Here is a 14,303-nt window from a genome sequence, read left to right as displayed (position 1 = left end):
GACGCGGGACCTGGAAGAGGCACCTTAAAACACAGCCTCATGGGGGAGCGCCCCCCATGAGCGGAACCGTAGAGAGGGGGATCACCCGATCCCATTCCGAACTCGGAAGTTAAGCCCCTCCTCGCCGAAAGTACTGCGGAGGAAGTCCGTGGGAGGATAGGGCGTTCCGCTCATGGGCGGCGCTTTTTCTTTTGCGCGGGGGGCCGCCGGCCCGGGGCCGTGAGCAGCCCGGGGCCTGCGGCCCCCTTTCCTTTGCGCTCGGGGTCGCTTCCCCGTGTTCGTGCTGGGAGCGTCTGCGCGGGCTCCGGCGGAACCCAATCGCTGCCTTTTTCTCTTACGGTATCCTGCTGCGGGTTTTAACCGTTCGCGCGCTTCTTGCAGCCATTATCGGGCATTTACGGTGAAGACGCTGTCTCGTTCCCGTTCACTTTCATTTCGTGAAGTACAATAATCCAGTTTGAGTCACATACCCAATCAGTGGGTTTGATAGCGCATATCGAGGAGCTTATTCAATGACGGACTTCAAGAACGAGTTTTGCATGCATACCGCGACCTGCGGTGAGCTGCGCAAGAGCGATGTTGGGCGTGAGGTTGTGCTTACCGGCTGGGCTTGGCACAATCGCGACCATGGTGGATTGATCTTCTGCGACCTTCGCGATCGCGAGGGGTATACGCAGGTCGTTGTCGACCCTGATTGCGTCAGCGAAGAGGAGTTCCATATCGCCGAGCATCTTGGCCGCGAGTATGTTTTGAAGATTGCCGGTCGCGTTCGTGCGCGTGGCGAGGGTGCCGAGAACCCCAACATGGTCACCGGTGAAATCGAGGTTCTCGCGACTTCCGTCGAGGTCCTCAATACTTCTGTCACACCTCATTTCTCCATCGAGGACGGCATCGAGACAGACGAAACCACCCGTATGAAGTGGCGTTATCTCGACCTTCGTCGCCCTGAGATGTACGCGAACCTTCTGCTTCGTCACAAGGTTGCCCAGGCAATGCGTCAGGCGCTCAACGAGCGCGGTTTCATCGAGGTTGAAACTCCGATTCTTGCAAACTCTACTCCTGAAGGCGCGCGTGATTACCTCGTGCCTTCCCGTCCGAACCCTGGCAAGTTCTATGCTTTGCCGCAGTCTCCGCAGCAGTTCAAGCAGATGCTCATGGTCGGCGGCATTGAGCGCTATTACCAGATTGCCCGTTGCTTCCGCGATGAGGACTTGCGCGCTGATCGTCAGCCCGAGTTCACCCAGGTCGACATCGAGATGTCGTTTGTTGAAGAGACTGACGTGATGGATCTTATGGAAGGCGTCTTCCAGGAAGTTCTCGGCGCAGCAGGCGTCGAGCACGAGTTCCCTCTTCAGCGCATGCCGTGGAAGGAAGCGATGGAGCGTTTCGGTTGCGACCGCCCCGATGTCCGCTTCGGCATGGAGCTCGTCGATCTGACCGACCTTATCAAGGACTGCAATTTCAAGGTGTTCACGGGCGCTGCTGCCAATGGCGGTGTTGTGAAGTGCATCAACGCGAAGTCTGCTGGCAACTGGTCGCGCGGCGAGATTGAGAAGCTTGCCGACATCGCTGCCGCAAATGGCGCGAAGGGCATGGCATGGATCGCCTACACCGACGCTGATACCGATCTTGTGGGCAAGAGCCCCATCATCAAGTTCCTCGGCGAGGAAACGCACAATGCGATCAAGGAGGCCGCAGGTGTCGAGCCGGGCGACCTGCTTCTCTTCGCGGCAGATACCTTCGATACGGCAAGTGCCGTGCTCTCCGCGTTGCGCCTGCATATGGCCGATGCTCTCGGTATCGAGCGCAACGGTCATGCTCTTCTCTGGGTCGTCGACTTCCCCATGTTCCGCTACGACGCGGACGAGAAGAAGTACGCCGCCGAACATCATCCGTTCACGATGATTCCTGAAGAGGATTGGGACAAGATCGAGTCCGATCCGCTTGCCTGCTCGAGCTATAGCTACGACATCGTCATGGACGGTTTCGAGATGGGCGGTGGTTCTATCCGTATTCATAATGCAGAGCTGCAGAAGCGCGTGCTTCGTTGTCTTGGCGTGGAAGATGATCAGATGGAAGAGAAGTTCGGCCATCTGATCCATGCGCTCGAGCTTGGCGCTCCGCCGCATGGCGGCATCGCCCTTGGCCTTGACCGTCTGGTCATGCTGCTCGCGGGCAAGCAGTCCATCCGCGACGTCATCGCTTTCCCGAAGACTTCGAGCGCATCCGACCCGATGACGGGCGCGCCGAATGAGGTAACCGGTCGCCAGCTCAAGGAAGTCAACCTGCGACTTCTGTAATTCCCGATTCACCTGACGGCAAATCGGGAACCATCAATGCTGCGAGCCTGGCTGACGGTGCAGCTGGCATTCCAAAGATTTGCAGGTTCGGCTTTGCCTTGCGGCAAACCCGGCCCGTCGACGCTGCGAGCCCGGCTGACGGCGCAGCTGGCGTTCCAAAGATTGCTCACGTACCCAAGGTACGCTTCGCAATCTTTTCGCGCCATCTGCGCTCGTCAGCTGGGCTCTCGCTGACTTTAGGGCGAAAGGAGACAGGCACACTGCTCCTGCTTAGTGGGATAGTGCCTTCCTCTCGTTGGCTTTAGGGCGGATGGGGCATTCTCTTGACGCCTCTTCCCATCATTTGAAAGGACCCTTATGAAAACTCTGCGGCCGTATCCTCGGGCGACCATAACGCCGAAGGGCGAACATACCTTGGAGAAGGGGCATCCTTGGGTGTACGAGGCGGAGGTTGTCTCGCTTGAGCCGGCGCCGAGCGAGGCTGCAGTTGCCAACGGCTCGATCGTCGACGTCGTGAGCCGCAAGGGGTCGTATCTGGGGTCGGGCTTGCTGTCCGAGAAGAGTAAGATTCGTATTCGCCTCATCACCCGCAATGCGAACGATCGCTTCGACCGTGCCTTTTGGAAGCGAAAGGTACAGTGGGCGTGGAATTACCGGAAAACGGTGATGGGCGTCGATGCAAGCGCATGCCGCGTTCTGTTCTCCGAAGCTGACGGATTCCCCGGCCTTGTCGTTGATCGTTTCGAGGACGTCCTCGTGGCCGAGACGCTTTCGGTGGGGATGGAGCGTTTGAAGCCGATGATCTTCCCCGCGCTTCTCGAAGTGCTGGCCGAAGATGGCATCGCGATTCGCGGACTCTATGAGCGCAACGACGCCTCGACCCGCTCGCTCGAAGGACTCGCCCAGACCGCGGGATGGTTTGCGGGCGCTGCGGAGGATGTGGCCTGCTCGCTCGACCCAATCAATCCCAGCCAACCCGAGGCTGCGGTGTTCGGTCCCACGACGACGCAGATTGTGGAAAACGGCGTTCGTTACGAGGTTGATTTCGAGAACGGACAGAAGACGGGCTTCTTCCTCGACCAGAAGTACAATCGGCGTGCCGTCGCGCAGCTCGCGGCGGGAAGACGCGTTCTTGATTGCTTCACGCACACGGGCAGCTTTGCCCTGAATGCCGCCCATGGCGGGGCTGAGTACGTGAACGCAGTCGATATCTCCGAGCTTGCCGTCGCTCAAGCGCGCAAGAATGCCCAGCTCAATGGGCTTGACGGCAAAATGGACTTCACGGCGGCGAACGTTTTCGACCTGTTGCCCCAGCTTGAGGCGGCGCACGATCGTACCTATGACTTCATCGTGCTCGATCCGCCTGCGTTCACGAAAAGCCGCAAGACCATCGATTCGGCGGCCCGCGGCTACAAGGAGATCAACTATCGCGCGATGAAGCTGCTGCCTCGTGGAGGCTATCTCGCAACGTGCAGCTGCAGCCATTTCATGGATACGGAACGCTTCCGCCGCGTCGTGTCCTACGCCGCGCAGGACGCTGGCGTCCAGCTGCGCCAGATCGAGGAGCGTCAGCAGGCGCCTGACCACCCGATTCTGTGGGGCGTTCCTGAAACGGACTACCTGAAGTTCTTCCTGTTCCAGGTGGTGTAGAGAGGCCGCCCGCTGATGGAAGCCTCGCGTTTCCTTCGTGACAGTTTGTTGACAGCCTGACGCCTTCGCGGCATCTGCACAACTTATGCGTATCATTGACCCTGTTCAACGAGTTCGAGGCGTTCTAACTCGCGTCCCGAGCAGATTCGAGGCCCGTGCATCTCGCGCGGGCCTCCTCGATTATTGGCGAAGGCGGGTGCACATTCGGATGAAGGGTTTTCTCGAGCGGATGCAGTGGAAGATGGCGGGCGCCATGCAGGGAAGGCGCGGCGCCGACTTCCTGTCGAATACGCTGGTCGTTGCAGGCATCGTCTGCCTGGTGCTGTCGGTTCTCCCCCATATGGGCCTGTTCTCGTGGCCTGCGCTGGCGCTTTTGGCCTATGCGCTCTTCCGAACCTATTCGAAGAACATCGCTGCGCGCGATCGCGAGAACGAGGCGTTCCTGCGCGCGACCGAGAAACCTCGTCGCGCGCTTTCCATCGGACGGAAGAAATGGGAGAACCGCGAGACCACGCTGTACTTCAAGTGCAAGGGCTGCGGGCAGGAGCTTTCGGTCCCGCGCGGCAAGGGAACGCTTCGCGTGGTGTGCCCAAAGTGCAAGACCGAAACCGTGAAGAAGTCGTAGCAGCGTATGTTCGGCTACATCATGGCAGATGAGAAGCAGCTTTCTCCCGAGGAGGTTGCCCGTTACCGCAAGGTGTACTGCGGTGTTTGCCATTCGCTGAAGGAGCAGAACGGCCAGCTGTGCCGCATGACGCTCACCTACGACATGACGTTTCTGGCGCTTCTGCTGAACTCGCTCTACGAACCGCTCGAGCACGAGGATTCCGCGCGGTGCGGGGCTCATCCCACCAAGCCCCAGCCATTTGCGACGAGCGAGTGCACGGAATATGCCGCCGATGCGACGGTGCTGCTCGCGTACCACAAGCTCATGGACGATTGGCATGACGATCGCAAGGTCTCGCGGCGGGCGATGGCGCAGGCGCTTTCCTCGGCGTATCGTGCGGCGTCGGCAAGACGTCCCGCAGTTGCCCAGGCCATTGAGTCGGGTATGGCCGATATCCGCGCGATCGAGCAGCGTGGGGACGAATCGCTCGATGCGGCCGCCAACCGCTTTGGCGCGATTTTAGGGCGCGTGTTCGCGTATCGGGAGGATTTCTGGGCAGGCGAGTTGCGCCGTATGGGAGCATGGCTCGGCAAGTTCGTGTACCTCATGGACGCGGTCATGGATTACGATGAGGACCTGGAGTCGGGCAGCTACAATCCGCTTGTTGCGGCTGGCGCGGTGCCCGGCGATGTTTCGGAGGGGCTTCGCTCGATTGCGGCCCAGGCGGCGCAATCCTTCGAGCGTTTGCCGCTTGAACAGGATATTCACATTCTCCGCAACGTGATGTACGCGGGGATATGGGGTCAGTATTGCGGGAAGTTTGGCGATGCTGCCTATAATGATGGCAAAATGGCGCCGTCGGCAACAAAGGCCGCCGACGGCGATGACGGCGAATAGGGAACGCAATGGCAATGGACCCGTATAGCGTGCTCGGTGTGTCGAGGGATGCCTCGCAAGACGAGGTGAAGAAGGCATATCGCAGAAAGGCGCGCGAGAACCACCCTGATTTGAATCCCAACGATCCGAACGCCGCCGAGCGGATGAACGAGATCAACGAGGCGTACGATCGCATCATGAACCCCGAGAAATACGCCGCGGCCGACCGCCGCGCCTCCGCGGCATCGGGAGGGGCTGCTGGTGGTGCGTCGTCGCAGGGCTCGTCGGGGTATGCAGGGTACGGCGGAGCGAATCCCTTCGGCGGCTCCTCGGGCGAGGGGCCGTATGGCGGCGGCTCGTACGGGGGCGGTCAGCAGGGCAATCCCTATACCTCAGGCGGCCCCTACGGTTGGGCGGGAGGCTTCGGCTTCGATTTCGACGACTTTTTCGGCTACGGCGCCTCGACGGCGTCCGGCCCGATTCATCCCGAAGCGAATGCGAGCGACCCCGCGGAATTCCGCGCGGCGATCGATCTGATCAACTCGGGGGATGCGGCGCAATGCAAGCGCGCTGCGGATATTTTGGCCACGGTTACGAGCGCTGGGCGCAACGCCCGATGGTATTACCTCTCGGCGCTGGCAAACAACGGCGCGGGCAACACGGTGATGGCGCTCGACCAGATCAGGCGCGCTGTTCGCATGGATCCGAACAACGCTGACTACCAGCGTGCATACCGTACGTTCCAAAGCGCGGGGCAGTCGTACACGCAGGAACAGCAGACGCGCGGGTTCACCATCTCCGCAATCGACCCGACGACGCTGTGTTGCGGTTGCTGCATGCTTCAGCTGTGCTTGCAGCAGTTCATGCGCTACGGGTTCATGGGTTTTTAGGGCGCTCGTGGCCCGTCGGCTGACGCGACGCGCCTCGCTCGCTGATTTTGGTGCTGCTTGGATGATTCAACTTGTTCTCTCGGAAGGAGACTGACATGGCAACTATCGGGATTGACTTGGGCACGACGAACAGTTGCGCCGCGGTGGTCGAGGGCGGCAAGCCGACCATCATCCACAACGCCGAGGGCTCTCGTACGACGCCGAGCGTCGTCGCGTTCACCAAAGACGGCGAGCGTCTCGTCGGTGCGACGGCATGCCGTCAAGCGGCAATCAATCCCGATCGCACCATCTCTTCGGTGAAGCGCCATATGGGAACTGACTGGCGTGCGAGCATCGACGGCAAGCGATTCACGCCGCAGGAAATCTCCGCGATGATCCTCCGCAAGCTGCGCCGCGACGCTGAGGCGTTCCTCGGCCAGGAGGTGACGCAGGCTGTCATCACCGTCCCCGCCTACTTCAACGATATGCAGCGCCAGGCAACAAAGGATGCTGGCCGCATCGCGGGACTCGACGTGCTGCGCATTATCAACGAGCCGACAAGCGCGGCGCTCGCATACGGGCTCGACAACGGCGATCCGCAGAAGGTGATGGTCTACGACTTGGGCGGCGGCACGTTCGACGTCTCGATCATCGAGATCGGCGAGGGCGTGATCGAGGTGCTCGCGACTGCGGGCGACAACCATCTGGGTGGCGACGACTTCGACGAGCGCGTCGCCGATTACCTGTTCGGAATCTTCAAGCGGGAATCGGGTGTTGACGCGAGTCGCGATTCCGCTGCGGCGCAGCGCGTGCGCGAGGCGGCGCGCCAGGCGAAAGAGGAGCTGTCCTCTATGGAGACAGCGCGCGTGAACCTGCCGTTCCTGGCGCAGGGCGCATCCGGTCCGCTTCATCTGGAGGCGCAGGTCACGCGCTCGGAGTTCAACCGCATGACCGCCGATTTGGTCGAGCGGACCGAAGGCCCCGTGTCTCAGGCGCTCAACGACGCGGGTATTGCCGCCTCCGAGCTGGGAAGTGTGCTGCTCGTCGGCGGGTCGACGCGCATCCCGGCGGTTCAGGACAAGGTTCGCTCCCTTACGGGGAAGGAGCCTTCGTCATCGATCAACCCCGACGAGTGCGTTGCCGTGGGCGCGGCGATTCAGGGTGCCACGCTTGCGGGGTCTTCGACGGGGCTCGTGAAGGCGAACTCCATCCTGCTGCTCGACGTGACGCCGCTTTCCCTTTCCCTCGAGACCGTCGGCGGCGTGGCGACGCGCATCGTGGAGCGCAACACGACGCTCCCCGTGCATTACTCGCAGATCTTCACGACGGCGGCGGCGTTTCAGACGAGCGTGGAAATCAACGTGCTTCAGGGCGAGCGCCCGATGGCGCGCGACAACAAGTCGATCGGCAAGTTCCGCCTGAAGGGCATCAAGCGTGCTCCCGCGGGCGTTCCCCAAATCGAGGTGACGTTCGACATCGACGCGAACGGCATCCTCACGGTTTCCGCGAAGGACAAGGGGACGGGCAAGGAGCAATCGATCACGATCGACGAGTCGGGCCGTATGTCCGACGAGGAAATCGATCGCGCCATTCGCGATGCGGAAACCTATGCGGCGCAGGACGCGACGCGCCGCGATGCGATGGAGGTGCATGCGGAGGCGGCACGCCTGATCCAAGAGGTTGACGCGGCGCTCGCAAAATCCGGCAAGCAGCTGGAAAAGGAAGAGAAGAAGCAGGTCAAAGCCGATTCGAATGCTCTCCGCAAGCTGCTTTCGAAGAAAACCGAGAAGCTGGAGGAAACAGACATCGCGGCAATCCGCTCCGCCAAAGAACAGCTCGACCGCTCAAGCGAGCACGTGAGGTCTTTGGGGTAGAAGCAAGCCCGGCGCGCGGGCTTTCTGGGGCACTACGTCGAGCTTGCTCAAGGGGAATCGCCAGACGCTCTCTCTCGGCGGCAAGTTGGGGAAGAGGCGCCGGTGTACGGCGTGCAACGAGGAACTTTGTCAGGGCGGCTTCCGAGGGGTTTAGGGAAGCCGCCCCTCCGCGCGGATCCTCGCGATGTTAGGCGATGTCGGTTGCGTCCTCGCGCTGCTTGCGGTGTTCGCGGCGCTCCCGCTTCGTCATGAGCGATTCGGGCAGTTCGCGGCGGCCTTGCTCTGCAAGCTTGCGCATGTCGGTGTCGGCCATGCCCTGCGTGGGATCGTTTTTGCGCTTGTCGTAGAGCGGGTCGCCCTCGTCGTTCCAAATGCGCTCGGCGACAGGCGTCCATTCCGCGATGGAGTCATGGCATTTCGCGCAGAGATCCTCTGCGCTTTCTTTCTCCTGAAGGTCGGTGGAATGCGCGCCGGCGCGCTTCACCATGTCGGCGAGCAGCCCTTCGTTTTCCAAGATGGGGCAGGGCTTGAGCAGGTTGTCGTTGAAGGGCTGGCCCTCGTAATACTGCATGAACAGAGGGGAGCGCAGCGCGTCGAGAAGGCTTGTTTCCCGAATGTTGACATTCGCGTAATGTGCGAACACGCACGGCTCCACATCGCCTGCGGCGTTGATGTGCAAGTAGCGGCGCCCGCCGGCGATGCAGCCGCCGACGAACTCGCCGTCGTTCTGGAAGTCAAGCGTGAACAGGGGCTTCTTCTCGCGCATCTTGCGGATGAAGCGGTAGAGGTGCTCGCGCTGGTCGGCGTGCACCATAAGCGAGGTGGGCGAGCCGACGCCAACGGGCATGTACGTGAAGACCCACGCGAAAAGAGCCCCCTTCTCGATGAGCCAGTCGAAGAACTCCTCGCTGGCGATGGAGCTTGCGTTGGCGCTGGTATAGCAGCATGACACGCCGAAGGGTAGGCCGTTTTCGCGCAGGAGCTCCATGGCGCGGGACACCTTGGCGTACGTTCCCTCGCCGCGGCGGGCGTCGGTGGCCTCCTCGAAGCCCTCGACGCTGATGGCGGGCACAAAGTTCGCGACGCGGATCATATCCTGCACGAACTCCTTGTCGATGAGCGTCGCGTTGGTGAACGACAGGAACGCGCAATCGGGATGCGCTTCGCATAGGTTGATGAGGTCGTGCTTGCGGACGAGCGGCTCGCCGCCGGTGTAGATGTAGACGTGGGTTCCCAGCTTGACGCCCTGGTTGATGATGGAGTCGATTTCCTCGTAGGTGAGGTTTTGCTTGTGGCCGTATTCCGCTGCCCAGCATCCGGTGCAGTGCAGATTGCAGGCGCTCGTCGGATCGAGCAGGATGGCCCAGGGAATGTTGCAGTGGTACTGATCGCGCATCGCTTCCTGCTTCGGCCATGCGAGCATGTTCGCATCAACGACGAATGTCTTGATGAGGCGGTCCCTGACCTGGGGATTCATGTCGGTGAGGATCTTCATGATAAGTTGATACCAATTCGATTCGTCATCGATTGCCTGATGGAAGGCGGCGCGTTGGGTGGGGAACACGTCGTCGGGCGCAACTTTGTCGATCATGTCCATGATCTTCGCGACATTTCGCTCGGGATTTTCAAGTAGGTAGTCGATGGCTTTGTTGAGGGCTGCCCGCTTGATTTGGTCGGTTGCTTTCATAGTGTTGTACCTCCCATAAAATTATTCAACAAATGCGGAATAACTCTCTTAAGCGTGAGTATAGGTCGATGAAATAAAAATACAAGTGACAAATAAACAACGTTTGTGGTAAAACCTGCAGATGAAGTTATGCTGTCCATTTTTTTGCGAGGGAGAGATATGGGCGACGTGGGGGAGAAGATGGCGAACGAGATTCAGCCGACTGGAGAGGGAGCCGCCTGTCGGGAATCCGGGGAGCGCACGGCGCCCGACCGCCGTGTTGTGCGCACGCGAAAGGCGATCCGCCAGGCGTTTTTGACCCTCATGCAGGAGACGGAGTACCAAAAGATCACCATCACCGGAATTGCCCGCGAGGCGGACATCGACCGAAAGACGTTCTATCTGCACTACCAGTCGGTTGAGGATCTGGCGAACGAGATCGTGCAGGACGAGGCGGACCGGATCGTGCGCACATGCCTGGACTCCCTCGAGAACAGCGATGACGGCGAGAACGTGGTCGACCTGTTCAAACGGCTTTCGCTGGGGCTGGCGCCCGACCTAAAGAGCATGAAGCTCATTGCCTCGCACACTCCCTACGAGCTCGTTTTGAAGAAGCTGGAATCGTCGCTTACTGCGTCGCTTATCGAGCAGGACACGCTTGGCCTGAAGAAGTTGGGGCCGTATCTCGATTTCTGCGTCGCGTATTTCAGTGCGGGGCTCGTGGCGGTGATTCGCCGCTGGATCTTAGACGAGTCGGAGATTCCCCTCGAGGATATCGCCCAGGTGACGCACTCGCTCGTCCATAGCGGTCTCGACGGCATCGTGCGGACTGTGGCCGGCGGCGTAGAGGAATAGCCCGCGTCCCTTGTGCCCGTTTGCGCGGCTGAGCTGTGTGCATTTGGTTTAAGGCTCGTTCGCGTCATGCCAACTCGCGTATACTGGGGACAACTTGAATTGAGCATTCTGAATGGGGCGGGGCGGCGACATGTTCCGAACCTGGTCAGGTCCGGGAGGAAGCAGCCATAAGGGGCCTCTGACGAGCGCCCTGTCCTATTCAGAATGCTTCATCTTGCAGGCGGCCACGAGCCGCCTGCTTGCTGCATGGGCCTCTTCTTATAAGGACGCTATGGACATCATCAACTTCTTCGTCAGTCTCCTTTCCGACCCCCGATCGGCGATTGCAGGGTGGATTGTGGCGCTGGGCGCCGCATGGGTGTACACCCCGTTGTTCCTGATCGTGTTCGTGGAGACGGGCCTTGTGTTCTTCCCGTTTCTGCCGGGTGACTCGCTTTTGTTCGCGGCAGGCGTCTTCTCGGCTGACGGGGGCGGTCTGCACCTGTGGGCAACGCTCATCGTGTTCTACGCCGCCGCCATCTTGGGCAACACGTCCAACTACTGGATCGCCCGCTTCTTCGGCAAGCGCATCATCGACTCGGGGAAGATCAAGGCGCTCACGCCCGAGCGCATGGCGAAGCTCGACCACTTCTTCGAGCGCTACGGCGGGCTGACCATCGTGATCACGCGCTTCATGCCGTTCTTCCGCACGTTCGCCCCGTTCATCGCGGGCACCGGCCACATGAATTTCGGCAAGTTCACGCTGTTCAACGCGATTGGCGGCATTTCTTGGGTCTCGCTGTTCGTTTTGGTGGGATACTTCTTCGGTGGCATTCCGTTTGTGCAAGAGCACTTCGAGATCATCGTTTTGGGCATCGTCGCGGTATCGGTGGCACCTGCGTTCATCGGTGCGGTGAAAGCCGCGATGAGCTCGAAGAAGGGCGACAAGGCCAAAAACGCCAAGCACGCGAAATAATGCTGCTCGGCTATCCGCGCGATGTCATTTCGAAGAAAATCTAGCAACCGAGCTTCTATCGATACGACGAACTCTTTCCAGGAGCGTCCGGCAACCCCGGGCGCTTCTTCTATAATGGAGCGAAATGAACCGGGCGCCTTGCGCGCCGCATACGAATGCGAAGGACTCGTGCGATGTCGGAAGCTTTATACCGCAAATATCGCCCCCAGACGTTTGAGGACGTGGTGGGCCAAGAGCATATCGAGCGCACCATCAAAAATGCCATTGAGCAGGACAAAGTAAGTCACGCATACCTGTTCTGCGGCCCGCGCGGCACGGGTAAGACGACCACTGCCCGCCTGCTTGCGAAGGCGCTTTTATGCGAGAAGGGTCCGACTGCCGACCCCGACGGAACGTGCGAGGACTGCCAGCTTATCGCCGCAGGAGAGCATCCCGACGTCTACGAGCTCGATGCGGCAAGCCGCACCGGCGTCGACAACGTCCGCGAGGAGATCATCAACCGCGTGCAGTTTGCGCCGACGCGCGGGCGCTACAAGGTCTACATCATCGACGAGGTTCACATGCTCTCGGTGGCGGCGTTCAACGCGCTGCTGAAGACGCTCGAGGAGCCGCCGAGTCATGTGGTGTTCATCCTGGCGACGACCGACCCGCAGAAGGTTCCCGAGACTATCCATTCCCGCTGCCAGCGATTCGATTTCCGCCGCATATCAGCCGAGGCCATGGTCGCGCGCTTGGGTGCGGTATGCGTGTCCGAAGGAGTCGAGTTCGAGGGCGAGGCGCTCGATTTGATCGCGCATCGCGCGGAAGGTGGCCTTCGCAACGCGCTTACCTCCCTCGAGCAGATTATCGCGTTCGGCGAGGGGAAAGTGACGCTTGCGGGCGCCGAGGCGATGCTCGGGTCGCTTGATTCGAGCGAGATGTCCGAAATCATGAATGCGGTCGGCACCCGCGATGCTGCAGCGTGCTTCCGCTGGACGGCGCAATATGTGGAAACGGGCGCTGACTTGGCTCGATTCGTGGGCGATATGGCCGAGCGCGTGCGCAACTTGTACGTGATGTCGCTTGTGGGCGCCGATGTGGCGCTGGAGGTGTCCGAGTCCGAGCGTCGAGAGCTTGCAGGCGAGCTGCCGTTGTTCGGCCCCGATCGCCTGGCGCGCTTGCTCGGCGTTTTGGGCGACCTGTCGGCCGAGCTGAAGACGTCCACCAATCCTCGCCTGTCGTTCGAGATTGCGCTTACGCGCATGGTGCGGCCCGACAGCGACCTGACGCTTGAAGCGCTCGCCGAGCGCATCGAGGCGCTCGAGTCGGGGTATTCCGCCTGTTCACGGGTGGTTGCTCCGGCCGCCGTCGCTGCTCCCGCCACCGCCGCCGCTGCTGCTGCGACGGGTGCGTCGTCGAGCGCGGCGCCGGAGCCGAGCGCGCGAGCGCATCGGGGGGCGGCGAGCTCGGTGGGATCGGCGATGGGGCAGGCGGGCGTGTCGTTTGATTCCCCCCATGCCCGCACCGCAGCAGCCGAAAGGCCGACTTCGCAAGAGGTCGCCTCTCGGGAGGCGGGCTCTCCCGCAGGGGGCTTCCAGGCGTCGGCCGAGGCTGTTTCCGCCGTGAATGCAGCGACGGCGACGGCGGCAGCTGAGGTGGCGTCCCGTGAGAACGCTGCTTCGACGGTTGCTGCGGTTGCCGGCGTTTCCGCGGCACGTGGCACGATTCCCGCCGAGCTTGCGGCCACGCTGCGCAACGAGGCGGCGCTGCAGCGCATCTGGAGCTCGGCCATCGCTTCGCTCAAGAAGAGCAAGGCGGCCTACGGCGTGCTCTTCTTGAACACGAAGGCCGTGCTCGACGAGGGCCGTGGCATGCTCGTCATCGAGTTTCCCGTGGAGAACGCCTTCGCGTTCAATGCCGTGCAGAAGCCCGACGTGCAGGACGCCGTTTCTGCGGCGCTCGCGCAGTCGTGTGGTGCGGCGATCCCGTTCGCCTTCTCGAAGGGCCCTTCCCAGGGTGCAGGCATGGCGGCGGCCCCGTCTGCTTCCTCGTCGGGCGCCTCTGCTCGACCGGCGACGCAGCAAGCACAGCCTCAGGCGTCCCATGCTGAAAGACCAAGCGCCGCTCGCGAGGCCGCGGCTGCGGCGATGCGCGCGGTTCGGGAGCGAGAGGCTGCTGCAGCGTCTGCTGAACCTGCGCGCTCGGCGGCTCGACAGCCTGCTTCAGCTGCGAATGCGCGCCAGGCAAGCCCTCAGGTGCGCGAGCCGCAGGTGCGGGGCGCCCAGAACGCGGGTGCGTTCGTCCCCGAGCCGGACCCCGTTCCGCTCGATGCGTACGGCGACGCTCCCTACGACGAGCCGGTCCCCTATGGTGACGAGGACGCGTTCGTCGGGGATGCCCCTGCGTATGCTGCTGCGCCGGCTTCCCCTGCGAAACGGCGGGGAGGTGGGGAGGCTCACCGCTCGCCGGCCGCAGCTTCCTCCGTGCCTGATTTCAACCGCATGGCACGTGAGGCGGCGGCGCGGACTTCAGGCGCGACGGGGCTGCCCCCCGAGCCGACCGATGCGAACACGTCGGCGTCGATCGACGCGACCGGCCCGAACGGGGAGCCTTTGGGCAACGAGTTCGACTCGCCCGATGACCTGGCTGCCGTGCTCGCAGCGGGAGGTTTC

General features: G+C 61.6%; 10 protein-coding genes, 1 rRNA gene and 1 other RNA gene. 11 read left to right on the top strand and 1 reads right to left on the bottom strand.

Annotated elements, in window-relative coordinates; translation table 11 throughout:
* Positions 1–58 precede the first annotated feature (58 nt).
* The 7 genes from rrf (at position 59) to dnaK (ending at position 8,176) form a co-directional block, all read left to right on the top strand.
* Positions 59–173, top strand: a 5S ribosomal RNA gene (gene rrf, locus ACMRQN_RS02105).
* A 339-nt stretch (positions 174–512) separates the two neighbouring features.
* Complete coding sequence (aspS, locus tag ACMRQN_RS02100) at positions 513–2,300, top strand: aspartate--tRNA ligase (protein WP_418733616.1); 1,788 nt, start codon at positions 513–515, stop codon at positions 2,298–2,300.
* Between the two features lie 357 nt (positions 2,301–2,657).
* On the top strand, positions 2,658–3,950 hold the full coding sequence (locus tag ACMRQN_RS02095) for a class I SAM-dependent rRNA methyltransferase (protein ID WP_418733615.1): 1,293 nt from the start codon (positions 2,658–2,660) through the stop codon (positions 3,948–3,950).
* Positions 3,951–4,158: 208 nt separating this feature from the next.
* Positions 4,159–4,575: a hypothetical protein gene (locus tag ACMRQN_RS02090; RefSeq protein ID WP_418733614.1), complete on the top strand. Its 417-nt coding sequence runs from the start codon at positions 4,159–4,161 to the stop codon at positions 4,573–4,575.
* 6 nt (positions 4,576–4,581) lie between these two features.
* Positions 4,582–5,454: a DUF5685 family protein gene (locus ACMRQN_RS02085; protein ID WP_418733613.1), complete on the top strand. Its 873-nt coding sequence runs from the start codon at positions 4,582–4,584 to the stop codon at positions 5,452–5,454.
* Positions 5,455–5,468: 14 nt separating this feature from the next.
* Positions 5,469–6,323, top strand: a complete 855-nt coding sequence (locus ACMRQN_RS02080; RefSeq protein ID WP_418733612.1) for a J domain-containing protein — start codon at positions 5,469–5,471, stop codon at positions 6,321–6,323.
* A gap of 95 nt (positions 6,324–6,418) precedes the next feature.
* Positions 6,419–8,176: a molecular chaperone DnaK gene (dnaK, locus tag ACMRQN_RS02075; protein ID WP_418733611.1), complete on the top strand. Its 1,758-nt coding sequence runs from the start codon at positions 6,419–6,421 to the stop codon at positions 8,174–8,176.
* Positions 8,177–8,363: 187 nt separating this feature from the next.
* Here the strand turns inward: dnaK and ACMRQN_RS02070 are convergent, their stop codons facing one another.
* The gene (locus ACMRQN_RS02070) at positions 8,364–9,863 is read right to left on the bottom strand and encodes a radical SAM protein (RefSeq protein ID WP_418733610.1); all 1,500 of its coding nucleotides are present in this window, start codon (positions 9,861–9,863) and stop codon (positions 8,364–8,366) included.
* 159 nt (positions 9,864–10,022) lie between these two features.
* Here ACMRQN_RS02070 and ACMRQN_RS02065 point away from each other — a divergent pair, with 159 nt between their 5' ends.
* From ACMRQN_RS02065 to dnaX, 4 genes are all read left to right on the top strand, one after another.
* Positions 10,023–10,697, top strand: coding sequence for a TetR/AcrR family transcriptional regulator (locus ACMRQN_RS02065; RefSeq protein ID WP_418733609.1), 675 nt, complete (start codon positions 10,023–10,025; stop codon positions 10,695–10,697).
* Between the two features lie 109 nt (positions 10,698–10,806).
* Positions 10,807–10,902: signal recognition particle sRNA small type (gene ffs / locus ACMRQN_RS02060), an RNA gene on the top strand.
* Between the two features lie 66 nt (positions 10,903–10,968).
* A complete protein-coding gene (locus ACMRQN_RS02055; protein ID WP_158049636.1) occupies positions 10,969–11,652 on the top strand; it encodes a VTT domain-containing protein in 684 nt (227 codons plus the stop codon).
* A 173-nt stretch (positions 11,653–11,825) separates the two neighbouring features.
* Positions 11,826–14,303, top strand: a 2,478-nt coding sequence (dnaX, locus tag ACMRQN_RS02050; RefSeq protein WP_418733608.1) for a DNA polymerase III subunit gamma/tau, incomplete at its 3' end; no start/stop codon positions are given.

This window comes from Ellagibacter sp. (assembly GCF_048412355.1).
GTDB lineage: Bacteria > Actinomycetota > Coriobacteriia > Coriobacteriales > Eggerthellaceae > Ellagibacter.
This window is presented reverse-complemented; position numbering and strand designations above follow the sequence as displayed.

Excerpts from the sequence above, each read along its gene's own strand:
- ACMRQN_RS02070 (WP_418733610.1), bottom strand. The coding sequence starts at position 9,863 with ATGAAAGCAACCGACCAAATCAAGCGGGCAGCCCTCAACAAAGCCATC.
- ACMRQN_RS02055 (WP_158049636.1), top strand. The coding sequence starts at position 10,969 with ATGGACATCATCAACTTCTTCGTCAGTCTCCTTTCCGACCCCCGATCG.
- ACMRQN_RS02095 (WP_418733615.1), top strand. The coding sequence starts at position 2,658 with ATGAAAACTCTGCGGCCGTATCCTCGGGCGACCATAACGCCGAAGGGC.
- ACMRQN_RS02065 (WP_418733609.1), top strand. The coding sequence starts at position 10,023 with ATGGGCGACGTGGGGGAGAAGATGGCGAACGAGATTCAGCCGACTGGA.
- ACMRQN_RS02090 (WP_418733614.1), top strand. The coding sequence starts at position 4,159 with ATGAAGGGTTTTCTCGAGCGGATGCAGTGGAAGATGGCGGGCGCCATG.
- aspS (WP_418733616.1), top strand. The coding sequence starts at position 513 with ATGACGGACTTCAAGAACGAGTTTTGCATGCATACCGCGACCTGCGGT.
- ACMRQN_RS02080 (WP_418733612.1), top strand. The coding sequence starts at position 5,469 with ATGGACCCGTATAGCGTGCTCGGTGTGTCGAGGGATGCCTCGCAAGAC.
- ACMRQN_RS02085 (WP_418733613.1), top strand. The coding sequence starts at position 4,582 with ATGTTCGGCTACATCATGGCAGATGAGAAGCAGCTTTCTCCCGAGGAG.
- dnaK (WP_418733611.1), top strand. The coding sequence starts at position 6,419 with ATGGCAACTATCGGGATTGACTTGGGCACGACGAACAGTTGCGCCGCG.